The organism is Roseibium marinum, assembly GCF_002906165.1.
GTDB lineage: Bacteria > Pseudomonadota > Alphaproteobacteria > Rhizobiales > Stappiaceae > Roseibium > Roseibium marinum.
This window is the reverse complement of record NZ_PPCN01000006.1, coordinates 229349-250745: the sequence shown is the minus strand read 5'-3', so window position 1 is coordinate 250745 and position 21397 is coordinate 229349. Positions and strand designations below refer to the sequence as shown.

The window sequence follows — 21397 nt, the reverse complement described above, 5'->3', positions numbered from 1 at the left end:
CTTCCTGAAACCATGAATCCGCTTAAACGCGACGCGCCCTAGTTTGCCGGAAGCACCTCAATGATGCCAAGGCGGGCAGGAAAATCCGCCGGTTTTGTTGGCACTTCGGCGCAAGTCCGTTTCAGCAGATATTGGGCAACGCCGGGGTGAAACGCCAGAACCTGCCCAAAGTCGAACATTTCTTCCTCTCCGGGATTGGCAAGCTCAAGGTGCTGCAGCAGGACCAGCTGCGGGTGTTCGAACAGGGCCTTTGCGATGTGGCAGGTCACGTAATTTGGCACCTCTTCGTGGAAAAGCAGGGCAACTTCTATATCGAGAACGACCGGCGGCTCCTGGTCGACCTCCGCGATATCCGGGTTGTCATTCAATTCGGACACGCCGGGCTGGATGCCGGATTCGTTTGTTTCCATTTCGACGTCGAAGCTGACGACACGTGCTCCGCAGCGTGATCCTGTCTGGATCAGGGCCGGTGAAACCAGACCCACGAGGCTCAGGAAAACATCGATCTCGCCTTCGCAAAGCGCCCGCAGATCGTCGTCCGCGGTCGCGGTGATAACCTCTTCCAGATCGTCGGGAGACAGGTTATTGGCCTCCAGAAGCGCGTGCCACAGACGGCGCGTCTCCGATCCTTCAATCCCCAGATTGACCCTCTTTCCCGGCAGATCCGCGATGGAGTCGATGCCCGAGTTTCGCGCCACGATCATCACGCCGGGATGACTGATCAGGGAGAGACCGTAGCGAGTGCGCGGCATGGGCGAAAAATCATGTGTCAGGTCGAGGTCCAGCCCCGCTTCCACCAGAATGGATTGCGCCTTGCCGCTGTTCATCAGGTGGATATTGTCGTTCGACCCCTCGGAGCGCAGCGGTGCGCAATGGATGCGGTGCTGGGGAAACGTCGCCCTCATGACCTCGCATATGCCGGCGGCGACATAGTAGTTGTTGCTGATCGTCGAGCCCGAATAAATGCCGATGAACCACTCCGGCAGCCGGCGCGCATCAGACAGCCGATCGGCATATTGCGCGCCGTTCTCGGTGATCACAGGGACGGTATTGGGATTATAGGGAACATTTTCAAGCCACTGTGTATTCTGCGAACTGGCGGGCTGCGAGACAAGCAGGGGCGAACAGATGAGTGCGCAAAGCAGGGCAAATCGGATCATGATGGCTTTCCCGGCATACTTGTCTCAACCTTTCCATTACATACCATCGCATCGCGATAACAAGGCTGTTCGTGCCCCGTCATCTTACCTTCGACATGCGTCCGTCCGCCATGGCGTAAAGTGAATCGGCGATATCGAAATATTGTTCGTCGTGCGAGATGCAGATGATAATCCGTCCTTCCGCGGCGAGAGACGGCAGGATGTCGCGATAGAAGACCTTGCGGAAGTGCGGATCCTGATCCGCCGCCCATTCGTCCAGCATGAGGATCGGCGGATCCTGCAGGAGGGCCACGATCAGCGCGAGGCGTTTGCGCTGACCGGACGACAGGTCCGTGGTCGTGAACGCTCCATCGGACAGTTCCACCTTGCCGGTCAGTTCGAACCGCGCAAGCAGCTCGGAGACGCGGGAAGGGTCGACATCGTCAAGGCCGAGCAGCGACCGGAACAGGTAATAATCCGAAAATACCACGCCTATGCGGTCGCGGTAAGCGCCGAATCCTTCCGGGGGGACCGGTTCCCCGTCAATCAGGATCCGACCTTCTTGCGGATGAACCAAACCCGTCATCAGGCGGAACAACGTCGATTTTCCCGAGCCGTTGCCGCCTGTGATGAAAGCGATCTTGCCGCGATGGAAGGTGGCGTCGACCGGTTGCAACGTGAAGGTCGGACTGCCATGGCTGTCCTGGAAGGCGTAGCCCACTGCGTCCAGGGCCAGCGTCCGCGGGTGTCTTTCAGCGGGCAGCGGTTCTTCATCGTCGGGCGCCTGCTCGCAGGCCCGCAACTGGTCGTTCAGAGCGTGGATGGTTCTCAGGGCCCGCGCGGTGTCGTTCACGGCGGGGATGCCCTGTGCCACGTTCGACAGGGAGCCGATCATGAACAGCGCCGCCATTGTCGCCTGGATGACCACGTCGTGATAGGTTTCGGTGAACATGGGAACGACAAAAACCATCACGCCCAGAAGGATGTAGAACAGCGTTTGCGTCAGCACATACTGTTTTGCCCAGTGGCGCCGGATCCGGCCGGTGTTCGCGCGTGTTCTGCCAGACTGTGCCTGAATATGGGTGACGACATCCTGGCCGCGCGCTTCGTTGAAGGCAATCTCCTTGCGCCCCGCAAGCATGCCGCTGAATGCTTCGAACAGTCTGTTCTGTGTGCGTTTCAGAGCCTCGGTCCGCTTCCTGAGGCCGGTCAGTCCGGTGACGTGAAACCAGACCGCGAATATCCCGAAAAGACCGATCAGCACGAAGGCAACGCCCGAGAGATAGGCAATGTAGAACGACATGAAAATCAGAAGCACGCTTTGCTGCGCGCCCACAACGATCATCGGCAGCGTGTTGGAGATTGTCTGCGTTTCCTGCGTGACAGCCTTGTATATGGGTGCGCGGCCGATGCGCTGTAGCGAGGTGTAGTCGGCGGCACGGGTCGCCGCGAGAATATCGCGGCGCTGCTCCGCGATCATCCGCTCCGCGCCTTTCGCGACTTCCATCATCACGAAGCGCTGGGCGCTGCTGTAGAGGAAGATGCTCAGCAGGAAATACACCGCGAACATGAACTCGCCGTCACCGGCTTCGCGTTTGAGCGCCATGTTGACGACGGCAATCGTCATCGTGGTCCCGAGGGCCGAAAGGACAAGCATCAGCAGGAACTTGCCCTTGTCCATGTCCAGATCGCGCAGCAGCTGTCGCAGCATCTCCATGGCGGTCAGGCCTCCGCAGCCGGCGCCGGGCCGGCCTCGATCTGCATGCCCTCGCTCAAATGGACCCGCCGGTCGGCGAGATCGAAATAGGCGTCATCGTGAGTCACGGCGATGATCGTCTTTCCCTGCGCCTTCAGCCTGGGAAGAAGCTCGCGGTAAAATTTCTTGCGGAATTGCGGATCCTGATCGGCGGCCCATTCGTCGAGCACGAGAACCGGCCGGTCCTCGAGCAGGGCAACAACGAGGGCAAGACGCTTCTTCTGCCCGGTGGACAGATCAAGAGTGACGAAACGGTTGTTCTCCATGCCGACGACGTCGTCGAGTTCGAAGTAGCGGAGCTGTTCCATGACTGCGTCCTTCGATACGTCGCGCAGGCCGAACAGTTCCGGAAACAGATGATAGTTCGACAGTACCGACGCAATCAGCGCCCGGTAGTCGCGCCTGTTGACGGCGCCGATGGTTCGTCCATCCACCGTGAGCTGCCCGGCGGAGGGGGCGTAGAGACCGGTCAGGATACGCATCAGCGTCGACTTGCCGGAGCCGTTGCCTCCGGAGATGAACAGGATTTCTCCCCGGTCCACATGAAGAGCGACAGGGCCGAGATGGAAGGGTTCGACGCCGGATTCGGCGGTATATTCGTATTCGGCAGCCTCCAGGGATATCCTGCTGAAACCGGCAAAGGCTTTCGGATTGACCGGTTTGCGGCTGTCCGTAGCGGAAGAAAACTCCTCCAGACGGTTCTCCAGGTTCAGAATACGGGCCGCCGATGCCTCCGCCGATCCGAGGACCGCAACCGCCTGAATGATGATCCCTATGGGTCCGATGATGAACAGCACCGCGGTGGCCGTTTTGGCGAGGTTCCCGGTGCTGATGTCCGTATAGCTGGGGACCACGAAAACCACGACACCGAGCAGAATGAACAGGGCGAGCTGACCGAAAATATAGAGATCGAAACTGGCGTTCTGAACGGTGATCCTGCCTTCGGCGGCCCGGTCCACGGATGCGTTGAAAGCGTCGGCCAATTCGATCCGGCGCGGCCGCAGCATCCGGACTTCCTTCCAGCCGTCAAGCTGATCGGTAATCCGGTCGAACATTCTCTGATCGTCTTGGGCAACGCTCATATGAGACTGCATGACCCGCTGTCCGCGGCGCATATAGACGAACCCGGCGAGCCCGATTGCGAATGTCAGCATGACGAACGTCGTTTTCGACGTCACAAAGATATAGGCAAGAATGGCGACGACCAGGATGGCGGACCGGAACGCAATGGCAATGTACTGGCTGTTCTGCGAAATCGTATCAGACGCTTGAGTAACTACATCGTAAAGCTCCGCATCGCCGATCCGGTCCCTGTCGGCCAGATTCAGGTCGCGCAGAAGCTGTATGATATCGCACCGCACCGCATGGATCGCGTCTTCGACCAGCACGGCGAACCTGGAGAGCAGGCGCAGTTCGAAAACCAGATAAAATGCAATGGCGGCGCAAAACAGACCCGCCATGAGCCAGTTGACATCGTCGACCCCGTCCGCCGCGATATCCTGGGCTGCCCGGTTCACGAGTATCATGATGCCGACATTGAACAGGCTGGAACCGGCCGCGATGATGATCAGCGCCTTGAGGGGGAGTGCAGCTGTACGCGTGAGGAGTGCAAATAGCTGCATTGTCCTATTGTCTGTCTGGGGGGATGACTGTCGAAGGCGTGCTGAAAGCGCCGGAGCTGTCCGGTCGCGACTGGGGTTCCTCAATGTCCGGAGCCATCGCCGGCTCCTGCGCGATGGGGGTCGTTTCCGGGGCGACTGTACTGCGTGTGGTGTCGATCTGTGTGGTGGACAGGCCGGGAGTGTCAGGACTTGGGCTGCCGGTTGCCGGGACCGGTGCTACGATAGTGGGGGAAGGTTGAAAACGGAAAGAATCCGGTTGAATCGCATTGGTCGACTGCACTTCCGTCTTGGAGGCATTCGGCACGAGCGGTGAGGAAATCCGTTCCAGCGTATCCTCGTCGCCACTCTGAGAAGCTCCGGCGTTGAATTCACCGGTATTCAGGATAACCGGAAGCCCGTCGGACCCGCCCATGACGATGATCTTGGAATTGTTGGAGGAGGCGATGGCCAATGTCGCATCAATTCCCCGCAGGCGAAGATATTCGTCGGTGATTGTTCCGGAAACGATTTCCTGAAACTCACGTATCCCGCGCGCCTCGATATTCTTTCGCTGGCGCTCCAGTTCTTCCCGCTCGATCCGGAAATCATATTCGAGCATCACATGATATTGCTGGGCCTTGCGTTCAATCGCTTCAACGACCGATGCGGGCAGACTGACGGAACGGATCAGGGCGTCTTCGATATAGACAAGCTGTCCGGACGGGCTCTGCGAGATCAGCGAAGACCCCAGCTGCGTGACCATCCGCTCCAGTATCTGAGCCTGTATGAAAGACCGTGCATCCGAATAAAGCTGTTCCGGCGTGTAGCGCGAAATCACTTCGCGGGCATTGGAGCCGATTTCAGGAATGAGCAGCACCTCGGGATAGTTCGGGCCGATCTGCTTGTGCAGCGAGCCGACCGAATCCCTGTTGATGCGGTACCGGGTAGCAATCTCGACCTTCATCGTCAGGCCGTTGGAGGAGATCGTGTCATAATTGCGCACGATTGTCCGCAGGCGGGCATCATAGATAAAGGCCCTGTTCCACGGGAAGATCAGATGAATGCCTTCGTTGAAGTGAAAATCGGTGACCGTTCCGCCCGCGAACCGTTTCCACAGCACGCCGACATGGCCGGCAGGAACATTCACGACGGCCATTGGCACCGTAATGGCGATCACAAACAAGAGGGTCAGTATCGACAGACCTAGGGAAAAGGTATGCCGCTTTCTCCATGACCTGAACCGGTTGCCAAACGTATGGCTTCCGGGCGCCGGGCCGATCGCACCACCGGCGTTCGAAGCACCACTGCTCACAGCCATCTGCTTCGTCCCTGTCCCGTTGAAACGATCATAAAGTCTGACGATGGGTCTGGCGCATTTCTTCATCCAGCCTGGCTTGCTCAAGCCTCAACCGCTCGCGCTTGTTGGGGCGCAGCAGAAAGAGAAAGATCAGTGCAAGGAGCGGACTGACGATGATGGAAAGGAGAAACATCCCGATGAAACCGGCAGCTGTATTCCGACCGATCAGACCGACGATGGCAGCCGCGAAAAGATAGAGCACCATGGCAAAATACATGAGCGGTTCTCCGGGCGATCCTAGTGAAAATACAAGCGGAAGACGTAATGATATCCCGAAAACAGCTCTTAGCAAAATCCCGCAGCTGTTGCAAACGACTCGCTGTTCCCCCGGGCGCGGTTTCGCCCGGAAAACCGCGCTGGATTCGGGAGAGAGTTTGAACTTTTTCGAGGCGAAACCTCGGTGTTCCATTCAAGCGAGCGGGATATAACCCGGTTAGCCTAAAAATTGAGGCAAACCTACGCCACGAGCTGAACGAAGTTTCAGGAGGATGGGGGCTAGGGTCAGCAGGCATATACGGAAGGGACCGGATTAACGGTCCTGCCCGTGGTTGCACTGCCTCAAGTACCACTTCTGCAGCGGGGCCAGGAGGCTCCGCTGCAGCTTCTATCCGGAACGGCATTCCGGGGCCGGGACAAGGTCAATCACCGATCTTGAGGAACAGGCTGCCTTCCGCATGCGACCGCTCGGCGGCATCCAGCGCTTTTTGAAGGTCCGCGCCATGGCGGAAGCCCGGCTCGGCAGGCGCACCTTCCCGGATCGCGGACACGAAACGGTCATAGACCGTGGGAACCGGATCGGCGGTCACCTCACACCAGTCGGCCGTTTCAAGGTCGGGGTTCCGGCAGATCCGCAGGGTTTCGATCCGCTTTTCGAACCTGACTTCCAGACCGCCGCCATCGCCGTAAAGCCTGAGGCGAAGGTCGTTCAGGTGGCCGGAGGCGAAACGGGTGGCGCTGATGGTGCCGAGCGCACCGTTTTCCAGCTCCGCCTGAAGCGTGAAACTGTCATTGGCGTCCAGAACATGCTCGCCGATCTTGCCGCCCTCCGTCTTGTCGAAGGTTTTCAGACGGCAGGACAGCGCATCGATCCTGCTGCCGGCGGCATATGTGGCAAAATCCAGGATATGAATCCCGACATCGCCGAGGACGCCCTTGGACCCGTGACGTGTCGAGAGCCGCCAGAGCCACTGGTCTTGCGTGCGCCAATCTCCCCATGCGGGCTGGGTCAGCCAGCTTTGCAGATAAGAGGCTTCGAAGTGGCGCAATGTCCCGATGTCGCCTTCCGCCACAAGGGAAGCCGCCTTCTGCAGCACGGCGACATTGCGGTAGCTGAGGTTGACCATGCCGACCAGGTTCTTTTCCCGCGCCAGCTCCGCCATCTCAAGCGCGTGCCGGGCATTGGTCGCCAGCGGCTTTTCGCAAAGGACGTGCTTTCCGGCATTCAAGAGGGCAAGGGTCGTTGCATGATGCGCTGCATCGGGGGTGACGTTGGAAACCGCGTCGAATTCCCCCCAGGCTATCGCTTTTTCCAGGGTCGCGAACTTGTGCGGAATCGCGAAGCGGTCGCAAAAATCCGACAGGACCTCCGGCCGCCGGTCGACGCCGGCAACGATTTCAACGCCGGGAATTTTCTGAAAGGCCGTGACATGATTGACGGCCATGTTGCCGGTGCCAAGGATCAGTATCCGGACCGGAGTTGCGGCAGACGCCATAAATAGTCTCCATCGCGAAGGGAGCGTTGGCCGGATTTTCGACACTTCCGGCCGGGGAAAGAAAAATCAGCGGAAACCTTCCTCGCCTTCCGCGTGAAGCTTCGGTCCGCGCTCCTCGATTTTTTCCGGGGCGGCTTCCACAGGCACGTTCGGGGCCTCATTGGGATCCTTCACGCGCGCCATCGGATTGAAGGCCCACCTCACCCCGTTCTTCAGGACGGTGTGCACATTGGCATCGTGGTAGGTCGGGTAGGTTTCGTGGCCCGGGCGGAAATAGAAGACATTGCCCGCGCCACGCTTGTAGGTCAGGCCGGAGCGGAAGACATCGCCGCCCTGGAACCAGCTGATGAACACCGTTTCCAGCGGCTCCGGCACACCGAAGGGCTCGCCGTACATTTCCTCCATCTCCAGTTCGAAACTGTCCGGCAGGCCCCGGGTTATGGGATGGTTGCGGCTGGTGACCCAGAGCCGCTCGCGCTCGCCGGCCTCGCGCCAGGTCAGGTTGCAGGGGCTGCCCATCAGGCGCTTGAACGGCTTGGAAAAATGAGCCGAATGCAGAAACATCATGCCCATGCCGGACCAGACGGCGTTGCAGACGCGCTCCACGACGTCGTCGGCGACGTCGCCATGCGCGGCGTGGCCCCACCAGACCAGAACATCCGTTTCGGCGAGACGCTCCTGCGTCAGACCGTGCTCTGGGTCCTGGAGCGTTGCCGTCGTCGCGCTGATATCCGGATCGGCGTTCAGTGCATCGGCGATGCATTGGTGCATGCCGTCCGGATAGAGGCTGGCAACGATCCTGTTGTGCTGTTCATGGACGTTCTCGCCCCAGACCACGGTCCTGATGGCCATGACGGCTCCTCCCGGTTAGCGGAAATTTTGAAGAAATCGCGTGCTGCAGAGAACGGTTCAAAGCGCTTTGGATAGCGCTAACATCGGTTTGCGGACCTGTCAATCGGTTGGGCCGCCAGTCGGCCAACCCGGCGCGGAGGCAAACTCAGTATCCCGCGCTCAAGGCGCCGACACGGCGCGGGTCGGAGGCACCGGCCAGCACACCGTCGGCCTTCATGACCGACTGGGTGGATCCCATTGCATTGCGGACCTCGATCTTGTGTCCCCGTTTCTCCAGAAGCTCGATCGTGTCCGGTGAAATCCCTTCCTCGATGCGGATTTCGTCCGGGAGCCACTGGTGATGAATGCGCGGTGCCGCCGTCGCCTCGGCGATGTTCATCTTGTGGTCGACGACATTGAGGATGATCTGCAAGGTGGTGGTGATGATGCGGCTGCCGCCCGGCGAACCGGTCGCCAGAAAGAACTCACCGTCCTTGAAGACGAGCGTCGGGCTCATGGAGGACAATGGACGCTTGCCGGCCTCGACGGCGTTCGCGGTGCCGCCGATCAGTCCGTAAGCGTTGGGAACACCCGGCTTGGCGGAAAAGTCATCCAGTTCATTGTTGAGCAGAACCCCTGTCCCCTCCGCCATCATGCCGACACCATAGGAAAAATTCAGCGTATAGGTGTTCGAAACCGCGTTGCCGTCCTTGTCGACGACGGAAAAATGCGTTGTCTCGTTGCTCTCGTAGGGAAGCGGATTGTCGGGGCCGATCTCTTCGGAAAGGGTTGCTGAGTCCATGCTGATGGTCTTCACCAGTCCCGCCGCATAGTCCGGCGAGGTGAGGCCGGTCACGGGAACGCTGACATAATCCGGGTCGCCGAGATATTTTGACCGGTCCGCATAGGCACGGCGCATGGCTTCGGACATGACGTGGATGCTGTCGGCGGAATTCAGGCCGTATTCGGCAACCGGGAAGCGTTCCAGCATGTTGAGGATCTGGACGATGTGAACGCCGCCGGAGGACGGCGGCGGCATGGATGCGATTTCGTAGCCCCGGTAGATGCCCGTGACGGGCTTGCGCCAGACCGGTCGATAGGAGGCCAGATCCGCGGCCGTCATGCCGCCGCCGCCTTCCTGAACCCTGGAGGCGATCCTTTGTGCAACTTCGCCCCGGTAAAACCCGTCGGCTCCCTTGTCCGCAATCAGGCGCAGGGTTGAAGCCAGATCCTGCTGCTTCAAGACCTCGCCGGGTAGAGGCGGGATCATTCCCAGCTTGTAGAAAACGGCCGCGGTTGCCGGGTCTTTGGTCAGGCGCGGCATGGCCGCCGTCAGGGCAGCCGACAGACCGGGCGTTACAGTGATGCCCTCTTCGGCCAGTTCGATTGCCGGAGCGATCAGCTCCGCCCAGGTCAGATTTCCGCTGCCGTGCTGTCGATGGGCTTCGGCGAATCCGGCGACGGTTCCCGGAACACCGATGGCCAGACCCGAGAACCGGGATTTGGTGTTGTCCGGTTCGCCGTCCTCTCCCAGAAACATGTCCTTGAAGGCGGCGGCAGGCGCCTTTTCCCGGTAGTCCAGCGCTTCGGTCTTCCCGCTTTCGGCCATGTGAACCAGCATGAAACCACCGCCGCCGAGATTACCGGCGCGCGGCAGGGTTACCGCAAGGGCGAAGCCGGTGGCGATGGCGGCATCCACCGCATTGCCGCCCTTCTTCAGGATTTCGACGCCGACACCGGTCGCCACGGCTTCCTGGCTCGCCACCATGCCGCTTTGCGCGACGACCGGCTGGAACCGGTCCTTCAGCGAGTAGATAGCGGCTTCCTGAGCCGTCAGGGGGGCTGCCTGTCCAAAGGCGAGTGCGGCGGCCAGCGTGAGCGTACAGACAACGGATTCTAGGTGGCGGCGCATGATTTTCTCCGGCATTTTTGCTAGACGGCAAGTGTGCAGAAGGCCGGGAAAGGAGGCAATAGACAAACGAGAAAGTGAAACGGATTGTCCGCGACTGCTGCTATTGATTCAACGCAAGGCCGGACTTCCGCAAAACGCGCAAAGTGGCGGCACTGACGCCGCGTGGGCCGGGGATTCCGGCGGATTCGGTGTGTCACAAGGAGGCTTCATGGGACGCATATTTTTACGCAAGGCTTCTGCCGCACTGCTGTGGGCGCTGTTTACCGTTTGCGGCGCTGCGGTGTTTGGTTTGGCTCCGTCCGGCGGGGTGACATCCGCGCAGGCGGCCGATGAGTTGGCCGGAAAGACGCTGGCGCTGCGCTGGTGTGCCGCCTGTCATCTGGTTGCCGAGGATCAGCCGAGCGTTTCAAGCACGTCGCTACCGAGCTTTTACGACATAGCGGGGGACCCGGAGTGGACCGAAGAAAGTCTGGCGACGTTCCTCGTGGATCCGCATCCCGCGATGCCTGACATGAGCCTGGGCAATATCGAGATCGCCAATCTCGCGGCCTATATCACTTCGCTGAAGCAGTAGGATTTACGCGGTCTCATATGTTGAATTCCGCACGCATGGCGGCGTGGAAAGAGCCTGCAAGGCTTGGGTCGCCGGCGTCGAAGATTTCATCGGGAAGATCGTCGTTGAAGACCCGGACCTCAACGGTCCTGTGGGTCATCGCGGCGCTTGCAAGGATATGATCGAGCGCCTGACCCTTTCCCTTGTGCAGGATGGTCTGGCGCCGTTCGAGCGGTAGCGAGGCATCAAGCTGAAAAAGCCGGCGCGGGGCGAGGTCAGGCGAAGCCGTGTCATCCGGATCGGCGCGCAGGAGGCGCATGGTTCCGGTCTCGCCCGTTGCATTGAAGTCCCCTGCCAGGATCACCAGCGCTTCCTCATCCGCATCCAGCAGCGCCTCGACCGCAAGACGCAGTTCCAGGGCCTGCGCGATCTGTTTCAGGACGGAGAGCTGATAGCCTTCCGCCCAGGCCGAAACGCTTTTCCATGTACGGCTGTCCGTCTTGCCGCCCCGGATATTCGCGGCAATCGGTGCGCGCAGGTGAAGCGTGAAAAGATGCAGCGGCTTGTCGGCGCCGATATCGATTTCGGTTTTCAGCACGGGCCGGTCGAATTCGATCGCCTGCGGTGCATCATATGCCGGGTCGGCCGTTCCCGGCTGCCACAAGGGCGGATGGGCATGGGTCTGAAAGAGGCTTTTCGAAGATGCGATGGGGAAGCGTGACAGAACCACCAGATTGTGCCTGTCGCCCGGCCCCTTGCCGGGCGCCCGTTCGCTGGCGGCAAAGTGGTAGTCACGGTAGGGCGTCGCCGACAGCAGCAGGTCGAGCGCCTGGAACCGCCTTTTGGAGGCTCCCTTTACCTTTTGCGCATTCACTTCCTGAAGACACAGAATATCGGCATCCAGTTCCAGGAGCCTCGGCCGCAAGGCGTCCAGCCGGGGTTGAAGAGCCTCCGCCTCGAAACGGTCGGCACCGAAGGATTCCATGTTGAAGGTTGCAAGTTTCATTGTGCCGGGCCAGACCGTATGGAACGTGGACCGACACCTTAGCGGCGGGACAGTTCTGTGAACCAGTGGTAGAGAACAAAAAGTTTGATTTCAGGAGACCGGCATGGCCGATGACCCTTGTCCGTGTGGTGGCGGTGAACCGTTCGATCGCTGCTGCGGACGTTTTCTTGGTGGCGCGGCGGTTCCCGAAACCGCCGAGGCGCTGATGCGCTCGCGTTACGCCGCCTATGTCCGGCAGAACATTGCCTACCTGAAAGAGACGCTCTGGCCGAAACACCAGGATGGCTTTGACGAACTGGAAACCGCCAGATGGGCGGCTGAAAACCACTGGACCGGCTTGCGCGTCCTGGCAACGGAAAAAGGCGCGAAAGGCGACCGTGAAGGCACGGTGCTTTTCGAAGCAAGATACCTTTCCGGCGGTACGCTGCGTACGCACCGGGAACTCAGTCGTTTCCGCAAAAAAGCCGGACGCTGGTATTATGCGGAGGCCGTGCCGGAGTAACGGACCGGCAGACCGTTTCGAATTTCCTTGGAGAAAAATGTCCGGCCCCTGCGGATGGCGGCGGGAGCAGGGGCCGGACCAAACTGCGGATAGAAGGGGAGGCAGCCCTCGACATCCGCAATGCTGTTGCACTTTTTTCAAACAGACAGGGCCGATACTGTGTAGCCGGCAGGTCGTTCGAATCAATGTTCACTATTTGTTCCATATTCGACAAAGCACGTCAAGCCGGGATCTCAATCCGCGTCCGGTGTCTTTCGGTCTTGAACAGAGGACGTCATATTCGCCAGCCTGCCGATTTCACGCATCTGTGAATCGATAGAGCTTTCGGCATTCCGATCGCCATTGAATATTAAGGCCTTCATGTCACAAATACGGACAGGATTTCAAAAAGGATCTGTGTTTGCGATTTTCCGCTTTCTGGGAAAAACCTTTCCAAAGCACCGCCCTGTCTCAGGCTCTGGGCAGGGCAGCGAACGCTGCCGGGTTGCTGCGGGGCGATGGGACGGACCAGGGCACCGCGGGCCGCATGGCGGTCTCGACATTCGCGATCCGTGTTGGCGGCGCGGCGCTTGCCTATCTCTCGCAGATTGTTCTGGCGCGGCTTCTGGGCGCGCATGACTACGGTATCTATTCCGTTGCCTGGACCTTCCTGATCGTCATCGGCGCTATGACATGTGGCGGATTTTCAACTTCCGTCAGCCGGTTCATCCCGCAATATCTCCAGAAAGGCGACATGGACGGCCTGCGCGGCTTTCTGCGCGTGAGCCGGCAAACGGCCTTTTTCCTCGGGACTTTGGCCGGGGTGCTTGGGATTGGCCTTGTTTTTGTATTCCGAACGGCCATCGACGCCGATTATGTTCTGCCGCTGATCGTCGTTCTGTTCGCCCTGCCGTTTTTCACCTTCGGCCAGGTGCAGGACGGTATCGCCCGCAGCTATGACTGGCCGTCGCTGGCGATGGTGCCCACCTACATCTGGCGGCCTCTGGCTATTCTGCTGCTGCTTGTCCTTGCTGTGCTCGCGGGGTGGCGCGCCGATGCCCTGACGGCGACGTTCGCGGTCGTATCGGCCACCATCGTTATCGCCCTTTATCAATATGTTCACCTGAAGGGGCGGCTGGCGCCGAGGGTTCCATCCGGTCCACGCAGGGTAGACCTGAGATACTGGCTGGCAATCTCCGCGCCGATGCTTCTGGTGGACGGTTTCCTGCAACTGATCACCAGCGCCGACGTCATCATGATCAGTTTCTTTCAGGATCCGGACAAGGTGGCGGTCTACTTCGCTGCCTCCAAAACGCTTGCCCTTGTCCATTTCGTTTATTTCGCGGTGAGATCGGCTTCCGCGCACCGGTTTTCCGGCTACCTCCATAATGAGGACCAGGCCGGTCTTGCCGCCTACGTCCGCAAGGCGACACACTGGACCTTCTGGCCGTCTCTTGCCGCCGGGGCCGGGCTGCTGCTGATCGCGCCGCTGCTGCTGCGCTTGTTCGGCGGCGGATTTGAAAGCGGTTATCCGCTGATCGCGCTCCTGATGATCGGTGTGCTCGCTCGGGCGTCGGTCGGTCCGGCGGATGCGCTGTTGACCATGACCGGACATCAGAAATCCTGTGCCGTGATCTATGCGGCAACCTTCCTGATGAACGTCGTCTTCAATCTGGCTCTGATCCCGCTCCTGGGTCTTGCCGGCGCGGCAATCGCCACAAGTTGCGCCATCTTCTTCGAGGCGACTGCGCTAGCGCTGACGGCAAAACGCAAGCTCCAGATCACGACATTCATCGTGCCCCTTCTCTTCGCATCCAGGGAGCGGCCGGTTGACCAGTGAACCGAACGCAGACGCGGGGCCGGAGTTCTGTTTCCTCGATCCTTTGAATGAAGATCTGCCGGCAGGAGCCTGGCAGCAATTGTGCGATGCCGCCCTTGATCCGAACCCGTTTTTCAGCCCGGCGTTTTTGTGTCCTTACCTGAGGCACATGGAACACCGGCAGGTCCGTCTCGCCGTCGTCCGTGAGGGCAAGACGGGTGTCTGGCTGCTGGCGGCCCCCGTGGGCCGGCGCCGTCTCGGCGTCGCGCTTCCAACCGCCACGGTCTGGGCGACGGATTATTCCCCGCTCGGCACGCCCCTCATGCATCCGCGGGCAGGGCCGGATGCCGTCGACGCCTTTCTCAAGGGCGCTGCCGGATCCGGGGCGCTGCTTGCCATTCCCTATCTGCCGCTCGCCACGCAAACAGCTTCGCGCCTGCGCGGGGCCACCGAAGCGCGGATCACGGTCGCGGCGCGGGAAAAGCGGTCCGGTCACGATGCGGGTCCCGCCGGCGAGCAGCAACTGGAGGCAGCCTTCAGCGGCAAACGGCGCAAGGAGATGCGCCGGCTGTTGCGCCGCCTCGGCGATGAACATGCAACAAGCTTCGAAAGCGTGACCGGTGCGGACGTGCCGGCCGCGTTCGACGCTTTTCTCCGCCTGGAAGTTTCGGGGTGGAAAGGCCGGTCGGGAACGGCTCTGTCAAGCGGGCCGCAGAGCGAGGCCTTCGCCAGATCCGCGATCGCCAATCTCGCGGCCGGGAACGGCGTGCGCATCGATCAGCTCCGGGCGGGCGACACGTTGGTGGCGGCCCTTGTGCTCATTCAGGACCGCGGTCATGTTTTTTCCTGGAAGATCGCCTTTGACGAAAACAGGGCGCGCTTTTCTCCAGGTGCACAGATCGCGTTGCATGCGCTGCGGGAAAATCTCGCGATGCCGGGGTTCAAGGGAGCCGATTCCCTGGCGGTTCCAGGCCATTCCATGATCGAGCCGCTCTGGCGGGGGCGCGTGGAAACCGCAACGCTGCTGGCCTCGCAGGGCGCCGTGGGACGTCTGATGACAGTCCTCGGCGAAGCGGACCTGACGGCAAAACGCGGACTGCGCCGCAGCGTCCGCGCGATCAAGAAACGCCTTGCAAGGACCTGAGTGTCCGAAGGAGCTACCGTTCCAGCCTCGCCTGCTCGCGAAGCTCCCGGCGGATGATCTTGCCGGTGGTGGTCATCGGCAAGGCTTCCACGAATGCGATCTCGCGCGGATATTCGTGGGCGGACAGACGCTCGCGGACGAATGCGCGGATGCTGTCTTCCAGCGCCTTGCCGCCGGTCTCGCCCGGTTTCAATACCACATAAGCCTTGACGATTTCCGTGCGCAGCGGGTCCGGCTTGCCGATGGCCGCGGCGAGGGCCACGGACGGGTGCTTGATCAGGCAATCCTCGATTTCACCCGGTCCGATCCGGTAGCTGGCCGAGGTGATGATATCGTCGTCGCGGCCGATGAAATGAACATAGCCATCCTCATCAATCACGCCCTGGTCTCCGGTGATCATCCAGTCGCCGATGAACTTTTCGGCGGTCGCCTCCGGCTTGTTCCAGTATTTCAGGAACATCACCGGGTCGGGCCGTCTGACGGCGATCTGGCCGGGCGTTTCCGGCGGCAGGGGCGTTCCCGTGTCGTCGACGATCGCCACCTCGTGGCCGGGTGTCGCCTTGCCAATGGCGCCGGACCGGCTGACGCCGATCTCCGACGCCGATCCCAGAACCGCGTTGCATTCGGTCTGGCCATAAAACTCGTTGACCGGAAAACCGAATTCCTCGGCGAACCAGTCATAGGTTTCCCGGCCGAGGGCTTCGCCGGCCGAGCCGACGCTGCGCCAGGCGAGCTTGAACCGCCTTTTCGGGCTGTCGACGGCGCGCAGCATCTTCAAGGCCGTTGGGGGTATGAACACGTTGCGGATGGCCTGTTTTTCGAGAAGACGAAAGGCGAATTCCGGATCGAATTTCCTGGTGGCATGGCAAACCACCGGCACGCCGAGCGCCAGCGCGGGGAAAAGCGCGTTCAAAAGGCCTCCGGCCCAGGCCCAATCGGCGGGTGTCCATAAGATATCGCCGCTCCGGCCGAGGAAATTCTGCGACAGTTCGATGCCCGGCATATGGCCGGGCAACACGCGGTGGCCATGCAAAACGCCCTTTGGCTGGCCTGTCGTGCCCGAGGTGTAGATCATCAGCGCCGGATCGTCCGGCGTGGTTTGCAAAGTGTCGAAGCTGTCGGAGGCCGCGGCCAGAAGCTCTTCGAAGGCCTGAACCCCGGTTTCGGGCCCATCCACCGAGACAACCAGCTCAAGGCCGGGCAGGTCGTCGTGAATTTCCGCCAGCTTGGCCAGGCCCGCGCTGTCGGTCACAAGCGCTCTGGCCCCGGAATCCGACAGGCGGTAGCGCAAGGCTTCCCGTCCGAAAAGGGACGCCAGCGGCACAGCCACCGCCCCGAGCTTATAGGCGGCAAGATGACCAATCGCGGTTTGCGGGATCTGCGGCAGGAGCAGAGCCACCCGGTCTCCACGCCGGATGCCTTGCCCCTGAAGCGCATTGGCAAACCGGTTCGCCGCCCGGTTCAGGGCCTGGTGGCTCCAGTCCTGCTGCGAGCCGTCGGAAAGCACATGGCGGATGGCCAGCCGGTGCGGGTCCCTTGCGGCCCACCGGTCGCTCACGGCGCCGGCCATATTGTAGGTATTGGGCAAGGACCAACGGAAACGGGCATTCAGCGAGTCATAGTCGCCGGCGGGCTGCAGCATAGATCGGATTCCAGTGCTAAAAAATTAGGCAGCGGAGTTTAGTGCGGAGAATGCTGCAGCGCAATAGATGCGGAGCGTCACCTTTTGGCCAACGGATGCGCGCTCTCCACAAGCTCCCGCAGGCGCTCATCGAGAACATGGGTGTAGATCTGCGTGGTGGAGATATCCGCATGCCCCAGGAGCTGCTGCACCACGCGCAGATCCGCACCGTTCTGCAGGAGATGCGAGGCGAAGGCGTGGCGCAGGACGTGGGGGGAAACCTTCGCGGTGTCGAGCCCGGCGGCGGCTGCCAGGTCCTTCAGGTCGCGTGCGAAATGCTGCCTGGTCAGATGTCCGCTGCCGCCGTGTGAAGGGAAAAGCCAGGGGCTTTTTTCATGAGCGCCTTCGGCGGCGCGCAGCCCGACGTAATCCTTCATGGCCGCCTGAGCCGCCCGGGACAGAGGCACCAGCCGCTCCTTGCCGCCCTTGCCCCTGACCTCGATCAGGCGGGCGTCGCGCAAGGCGGCCGACACCGGCAGGGCGACCAGTTCGGACACCCTGAGGCCGGTTGCGTAAAGGGTTTCGATCAGCGTGTACATGCGCTGGACGCGCAAACGGGCGGCCGCGCTCTTCTGCGGCTTTTCCGTCTCGGCCCGCGCCGTCTCGATCAATGTGTCGACCTCGTCCATCGAGAGCACCTTGGGAAGGCTGCCGCGCTTCTTGGGCGCGGACAGGGTGCGGGTCGGATCGTCTTCCCGGCTGCCTTCGGCATAAAGAAACTTGTAGAACTGTTTCAGCGCGGAAAGCCGGCGCGCCTGGGAGGTTTCGGCAAACCCGCGCCGTACGAGGTCGCCCAGATAGGCGGAGATGTCCTCGGAGCGGGCGGCCGCCAGGGTTCCGCCGCCGAGAAAGCCGGAAAAATCCTCCAGGTCCCGGCGGTATCCCTCAAGGGTGTTTTCGGCCGCGCCGCGTTCGGCGGCCAGCATTTCCAGAAAATTTTCCAGATCGAAGCCAGTAGCCATCAGCGGCCAAAACCGTCCTTCTTGACACGAACCGTTATTTCCCGCTCACGCGGATCGACAAAATTCGCCAGCGAATAAATCGCCCCGTATCCGAGGGCGCCCAGCAGCAGGAGCGCAAACAGCAATCGTGTCAGGGTCGGCACGTCGGATCTCCCGGATCGTAACATTCGGCGAATCGGATGCCGAATTGTCTCAGCAAGCGAGAGGACGATGCAAGGGATCAGATAACGACAACTTCCCGCGTTCCCCCCGTGTCTTTTCCGTCGAATATGCTACAACGCCGCAATGAGAGAAAACGACAGGATGCGGAGCCATGAAGAAGGCGACGCGGGAATGACAGCGCAATCCGTTGACCGCGCCCGGCTCGTTCAGGCCCTCGGGCGCCGGTCGATCGTTCTTGTCGGCATTATGGGGTGCGGGAAATCGACCGTCGGCAAGCGACTCGCGCACCGGCTCGGACTGGAATTCGTCGATGCGGATAGCGAAATCGAACGCGCCGCCAACATGACGGTTTCCGAGATTTTCGCCGAGCACGGCGAAGACTATTTCCGCAGCGGCGAGGAGCGGGTGATCGCCCGGCTTTTGCGCGAAGGTCCCCAGGTACTGGCGACGGGTGGCGGTGCCTTCATGAGCGAGGCGACGCGTGCGGCGATCACTGAACAGGGCCTTTCCATCTGGCTCAAGGTGGATCTGGAGACCGCCATGGCCAGGGTGCGGCGCCGCGCGACCCGGCCGCTGCTGCAGAACCCGGATCCGGAAATGACGATGCGCAAACTGCTGGCCGAGCGGGAACCTGTCTATGCAAGGGCGGCGATGACGGTGCGGTCCAGAGACGTTCCGCACGAGGCTGTGGTGGACCAGATCGTCCTCACTCTTGCCGACCACCTGTTGCAGGATGTGGGCGGCGCCATTTCGAAGACTTCCAATTCCTGAATTTCAAAGCGTGACAGTATGGCAGACACGGCACTAGCAGACGCAGAAAAAGGTTCCGGGCAGGACGCGAATGTCGTCCGCGTCGATCTTGGCGAACGCAGCTACGACATCAAAATCGGGCGCGGCCTGCTGGCAACGGCAGGAGCGGATATCGCTTCTGTTCTTCCCGGAGCGCGCCTGGCGGTCGTAGCTGATGAAACCGTCGCAAGACTGCACCTGAGGGATTTCACGAAAAGCCTGAACGCCGCCGGGCTGGAGCATTCGGTGATTGTCGTTCCGCCCGGCGAGAGCACCAAGTGTTTCAGCGAGTTCGAGCGGTTGTGCGACGAAATTCTGGCCGCGAAGCTGGAACGCGGCGATGCGGTTGTCGCGCTGGGTGGCGGCGTGGTCGGCGATCTGACCGGTTTCGCGGCCTCGGCGGTACGGCGGGGCATGGCCTTCATTCAGGTGCCGACGACACTTCTGGCCCAGGTGGACAGCTCCGTCGGCGGCAAGACGGGCATCAATTCACGGCACGGCAAGAACCTGATCGGCGCCTTTCACCAGCCGGCGCTCGTATTGGCCGACACGGCCATTCTCGATACGCTGTCCCTCCGCGAGTTCCGCGCGGGTTATGCGGAAGTCGCGAAATACGGCCTGCTTGGCGACGCGGATTTCTTTGCCTGGCTCGAAACCAACTGGCAGGCGGTTTTTGCCGGAAGTAGCGAGCGGGAAGAAGCGGTAGCCCGGTCCTGCCAGGCCAAGGCCGACGTTGTTGCCGCCGACGAACGGGAATCGGGACGCCGGGCGCTGCTCAATCTGGGTCATACCTTCGGCCATGCGCTTGAGTCGGCGGTCTCCTATGAAACCGAACGCCTGGTCCATGGCGAAGGGGTTTCCATCGGCATGATGCTGGCGCATGAATTTTCCGAGCGGCTCGGTCTGCTCGATGAAGAGACGACCATGCGGGTGCGCAGACATCTGACGGATGTCGGCCTGCCGGTGCGGACCGGGGAGATTCCCGGGCAATTGCCACCCGCGGAAACGCTCATGGATATCATCGCGCAGGACAAGAAGGTGAGCCGGGGCGCGCTGACCTTCATCCTGACCCGCGGCATCGGCGAGGCCTTTGTCGAAAAGGGTGTGGATCCCGCGCAGGTTCTGGACTTTCTCAAGGAGAAACTCGCGGGATGATGGAAACAGCTATCTGGCTGGCGATTGCCGCCATCTTTGTGCTTCTGGTTCTTTCCGGTTTCTTTTCCGGCTCGGAAACGGCGCTGACCGCCGCGTCGCGTGCCCGGCTGCATCAGCTTGAAAAAAACGGCGACTGGCGGGCGGGCGTGGCGAACCGGCTGATGGCGTCGCGGGAGCGCCTGATCGGTGCGCTGCTTCTCGGCAACAACCTCGTCAACATTCTGGCCTCGGCCCTGGCAACGAGTGTATTCCTGAGCCTGTTCGGCAAGTCGGGGGTGGCGCTTGCGACCCTGGTCATGACCGTGCTGGTGCTGGTCTTTTCGGAGGTTCTGCCGAAAACCTGGGCGATTTCCAACCCGGAGCGGTTCGCCCTGGCCGTCTCGCCGATTGTGCGCCTGGTCGTCGCGGTCTTCGGACCGGTGGTGATCGGCGTGGAGTGGATCGTCCGCCATCTCCTGAAGCTCGTCGGGGTCAATGTCGGCGACGACAAGTCCATTCTCTCCGCCCTTGACGAGCTGCGCGGCGCTGTCGATCTGCAGCATATCGAAGGCGCTATCGAAAAGGGCGAGCGCGACCGTCTCGGCGGCCTGCTCGATCTCGCCGAGCTGGAAGTGTCCGACGTGATGGTGCACCGGACCAACATGGTGGCGCTCAGCGCGGAGGACAGTGCCGCAAATCTGGTGAACGCCATATTGGCGTCGCCTTACACGCGCATTCCGTTGTGGCAGGGCGAGAGCGACAATTTCGTTGGCGTCCTGCACGCCAAGGACCTGCTGCGGGCCCTGCACGCGGTTGGCGGAGACGCCGGGAAGATCGATATTCTGGATATCGCGACCCCTGCCTGGTTCGTGCCGGACACGACCAGCCTGAAAGACCAGCTCAATGCCTTCCTGCGCAACAAGTCGCATTTCGCGCTCGTCGTTGACGAGTATGGCGAGGTGATGGGTCTGGTGACCCTGGAGGATATTCTGGAGGAAATCGTCGGGGAGATCGCGGATGAGCACGATGTCGAACTGGAAGGTCTACGCCCGCAGGCGGATGGTTCGGTGATCGTCGACGGGTCCGTTCCGATCCGCGACCTCAACCGCGCCGCCGACTGGAACCTGCCGGATGACGAGGCGACGACGATCGCCGGTCTGGTCATTCACGAGGCGCGGATGATTCCCGAGGAGCGGCAGATCTTCACTTTCCACGGTTTCCGTTTCACGGTTCTCAGACGGGAGAAAAACCGGATCACCCGGCTGAGGATCATGCCGCTCGGGCAGACGCGTGCGCTGGCCGGCAGCGAGGCCGTTCGCGCGCCCGCGCAGGTCTCACCTTCGTGAGCGGGAAACCTC

19 protein-coding genes are annotated in these 21397 nt (G+C 61.2%); 7 read left to right on the top strand and 12 right to left on the bottom strand.

Going from position 1 to position 21397, the window contains the following annotated elements:
• Positions 1-38: 38 nt before the first annotated feature.
• The 8 genes from CLV41_RS15585 to ggt all read right to left on the bottom strand — a co-directional run bounded on the left by CLV41_RS15585 (position 39) and on the right by ggt (position 10308).
• Positions 39-1160 carry a TAXI family TRAP transporter solute-binding subunit gene (locus tag CLV41_RS15585; RefSeq protein WP_103223331.1) on the bottom strand — a complete coding sequence of 374 codons (1122 nt, stop codon included), beginning with the start codon at positions 1158-1160 and terminating at the stop codon, positions 39-41.
• Between the two features lie 79 nt (positions 1161-1239).
• Complete coding sequence (locus tag CLV41_RS15580; RefSeq protein ID WP_103223330.1) at positions 1240-2856, bottom strand: cyclic peptide export ABC transporter; 1617 nt, start codon at positions 2854-2856, stop codon at positions 1240-1242.
• Positions 2857-2861: 5 nt separating this feature from the next.
• Complete coding sequence (locus CLV41_RS15575) at positions 2862-4517, bottom strand: cyclic peptide export ABC transporter (protein WP_103223329.1); 1656 nt, start codon at positions 4515-4517, stop codon at positions 2862-2864.
• A gap of 4 nt (positions 4518-4521) precedes the next feature.
• Positions 4522-5814 (bottom strand): prohibitin family protein, encoded by a 1293-nt coding sequence (locus CLV41_RS15570; protein ID WP_103223328.1) that lies wholly within the window; start codon positions 5812-5814, stop codon positions 4522-4524.
• Between the two features lie 28 nt (positions 5815-5842).
• Positions 5843-6070, bottom strand: coding sequence for a hypothetical protein (locus CLV41_RS15565; RefSeq protein ID WP_103223327.1), 228 nt, complete (start codon positions 6068-6070; stop codon positions 5843-5845).
• A gap of 421 nt (positions 6071-6491) precedes the next feature.
• Positions 6492-7565 (bottom strand): Gfo/Idh/MocA family protein, encoded by a 1074-nt coding sequence (locus CLV41_RS15560; RefSeq protein ID WP_103223326.1) that lies wholly within the window; start codon positions 7563-7565, stop codon positions 6492-6494.
• Between the two features lie 66 nt (positions 7566-7631).
• On the bottom strand, positions 7632-8417 hold the full coding sequence (locus CLV41_RS15555) for a ThuA domain-containing protein (RefSeq protein ID WP_103223325.1): 786 nt from the start codon (positions 8415-8417) through the stop codon (positions 7632-7634).
• A 145-nt stretch (positions 8418-8562) separates the two neighbouring features.
• The gene (gene ggt / locus CLV41_RS15550) at positions 8563-10308 is read right to left on the bottom strand and encodes a gamma-glutamyltransferase (protein ID WP_103223373.1); all 1746 of its coding nucleotides are present in this window, start codon (positions 10306-10308) and stop codon (positions 8563-8565) included.
• Between ggt and CLV41_RS28135 the strand changes: the two genes are divergently transcribed.
• A complete protein-coding gene (locus tag CLV41_RS28135; protein ID WP_235867145.1) occupies positions 10307-10882 on the top strand; it encodes a c-type cytochrome in 576 nt (191 codons plus the stop codon). The genes ggt and CLV41_RS28135 overlap by 2 nt on opposite strands.
• Positions 10883-10895: 13 nt before the next feature.
• On the opposite strand, the gene CLV41_RS15540 is transcribed toward CLV41_RS28135, so the two are convergent.
• Positions 10896-11867 carry an endonuclease/exonuclease/phosphatase family protein gene (locus CLV41_RS15540; RefSeq protein WP_103223324.1) on the bottom strand — a complete coding sequence of 324 codons (972 nt, stop codon included), beginning with the start codon at positions 11865-11867 and terminating at the stop codon, positions 10896-10898.
• Between the two features lie 103 nt (positions 11868-11970).
• Between CLV41_RS15540 and CLV41_RS15535 the strand changes: the two genes are divergently transcribed.
• The 3 genes from CLV41_RS15535 (at position 11971) to CLV41_RS15525 (ending at position 15311) form a co-directional block, all read left to right on the top strand.
• Positions 11971-12369 (top strand): YchJ family protein, encoded by a 399-nt coding sequence (locus CLV41_RS15535; protein ID WP_103223323.1) that lies wholly within the window; start codon positions 11971-11973, stop codon positions 12367-12369.
• A gap of 400 nt (positions 12370-12769) precedes the next feature.
• Complete coding sequence (locus CLV41_RS15530; protein WP_208987532.1) at positions 12770-14188, top strand: oligosaccharide flippase family protein; 1419 nt, start codon at positions 12770-12772, stop codon at positions 14186-14188.
• A complete protein-coding gene (locus CLV41_RS15525; RefSeq protein ID WP_103223322.1) occupies positions 14178-15311 on the top strand; it encodes a GNAT family N-acetyltransferase in 1134 nt (377 codons plus the stop codon). The genes CLV41_RS15530 and CLV41_RS15525 overlap by 11 nt, the downstream gene beginning before the upstream one ends.
• Positions 15312-15324: 13 nt before the next feature.
• Here the strand turns inward: CLV41_RS15525 and CLV41_RS15520 are convergent, their stop codons facing one another.
• The 3 genes from CLV41_RS15520 to CLV41_RS27805 form a co-directional block, all read right to left on the bottom strand.
• A complete protein-coding gene (locus tag CLV41_RS15520; RefSeq protein ID WP_103223321.1) occupies positions 15325-16953 on the bottom strand; it encodes an AMP-binding protein in 1629 nt (542 codons plus the stop codon).
• A gap of 77 nt (positions 16954-17030) precedes the next feature.
• The gene (xerD, locus tag CLV41_RS15515; RefSeq protein ID WP_103223320.1) at positions 17031-17954 is read right to left on the bottom strand and encodes a site-specific tyrosine recombinase XerD; all 924 of its coding nucleotides are present in this window, start codon (positions 17952-17954) and stop codon (positions 17031-17033) included.
• A complete protein-coding gene (locus CLV41_RS27805; RefSeq protein ID WP_170107213.1) occupies positions 17954-18097 on the bottom strand; it encodes a hypothetical protein in 144 nt (47 codons plus the stop codon). Before CLV41_RS27805 ends, xerD begins: the two co-directional genes overlap by 1 nt.
• Before the next feature lie 190 nt (positions 18098-18287).
• On the opposite strand from CLV41_RS27805, the gene CLV41_RS28130 reads away from it, so the two are divergent.
• From CLV41_RS28130 to CLV41_RS15500, 3 genes are read left to right on the top strand one after another with little or no spacing between them, the layout of a single operon-like run.
• A complete protein-coding gene (locus CLV41_RS28130) occupies positions 18288-18887 on the top strand; it encodes a shikimate kinase (RefSeq protein ID WP_235867144.1) in 600 nt (199 codons plus the stop codon).
• Positions 18888-18905: 18 nt separating this feature from the next.
• On the top strand, positions 18906-20060 hold the full coding sequence (gene aroB / locus CLV41_RS27800; RefSeq protein ID WP_103223318.1) for a 3-dehydroquinate synthase: 1155 nt from the start codon (positions 18906-18908) through the stop codon (positions 20058-20060).
• Positions 20060-21385, top strand: a complete 1326-nt coding sequence (locus CLV41_RS15500; protein WP_208987538.1) for an HlyC/CorC family transporter — start codon at positions 20060-20062, stop codon at positions 21383-21385. The genes aroB and CLV41_RS15500 overlap by 1 nt, the downstream gene beginning before the upstream one ends.
• Positions 21386-21397: the final 12 nt, after the last annotated feature.

Bases quoted from the DNA above. Each gene is read 5' to 3' on its own strand.
- CLV41_RS15585 (WP_103223331.1), bottom strand. From the start codon at position 1,160: ATGATCCGATTTGCCCTGCTTTGCGCACTCATCTGTTCGCCCCTGCTT.
- CLV41_RS15580 (WP_103223330.1), bottom strand. From the start codon at position 2,856: ATGGAGATGCTGCGACAGCTGCTGCGCGATCTGGACATGGACAAGGGC.
- CLV41_RS15575 (WP_103223329.1), bottom strand. From the start codon at position 4,517: ATGCAGCTATTTGCACTCCTCACGCGTACAGCTGCACTCCCCCTCAAG.
- CLV41_RS15570 (WP_103223328.1), bottom strand. From the start codon at position 5,814: ATGGCTGTGAGCAGTGGTGCTTCGAACGCCGGTGGTGCGATCGGCCCG.
- CLV41_RS15565 (WP_103223327.1), bottom strand. From the start codon at position 6,070: ATGTATTTTGCCATGGTGCTCTATCTTTTCGCGGCTGCCATCGTCGGT.
- CLV41_RS15560 (WP_103223326.1), bottom strand. From the start codon at position 7,565: ATGGCGTCTGCCGCAACTCCGGTCCGGATACTGATCCTTGGCACCGGC.
- CLV41_RS15555 (WP_103223325.1), bottom strand. From the start codon at position 8,417: ATGGCCATCAGGACCGTGGTCTGGGGCGAGAACGTCCATGAACAGCAC.
- CLV41_RS28135 (WP_235867145.1), top strand. From the start codon at position 10,307: ATGATTTTCTCCGGCATTTTTGCTAGACGGCAAGTGTGCAGAAGGCCG.
- ggt (WP_103223373.1), bottom strand. From the start codon at position 10,308: ATGCGCCGCCACCTAGAATCCGTTGTCTGTACGCTCACGCTGGCCGCC.
- CLV41_RS15540 (WP_103223324.1), bottom strand. From the start codon at position 11,867: ATGAAACTTGCAACCTTCAACATGGAATCCTTCGGTGCCGACCGTTTC.
- CLV41_RS15535 (WP_103223323.1), top strand. From the start codon at position 11,971: ATGGCCGATGACCCTTGTCCGTGTGGTGGCGGTGAACCGTTCGATCGC.
- CLV41_RS15520 (WP_103223321.1), bottom strand. From the start codon at position 16,953: ATGCTGCAGCCCGCCGGCGACTATGACTCGCTGAATGCCCGTTTCCGT.
- xerD (WP_103223320.1), bottom strand. From the start codon at position 17,954: ATGGCTACTGGCTTCGATCTGGAAAATTTTCTGGAAATGCTGGCCGCC.
- CLV41_RS28130 (WP_235867144.1), top strand. From the start codon at position 18,288: ATGACAGCGCAATCCGTTGACCGCGCCCGGCTCGTTCAGGCCCTCGGG.
- aroB (WP_103223318.1), top strand. From the start codon at position 18,906: ATGGCAGACACGGCACTAGCAGACGCAGAAAAAGGTTCCGGGCAGGAC.
- CLV41_RS15500 (WP_208987538.1), top strand. From the start codon at position 20,060: ATGGAAACAGCTATCTGGCTGGCGATTGCCGCCATCTTTGTGCTTCTG.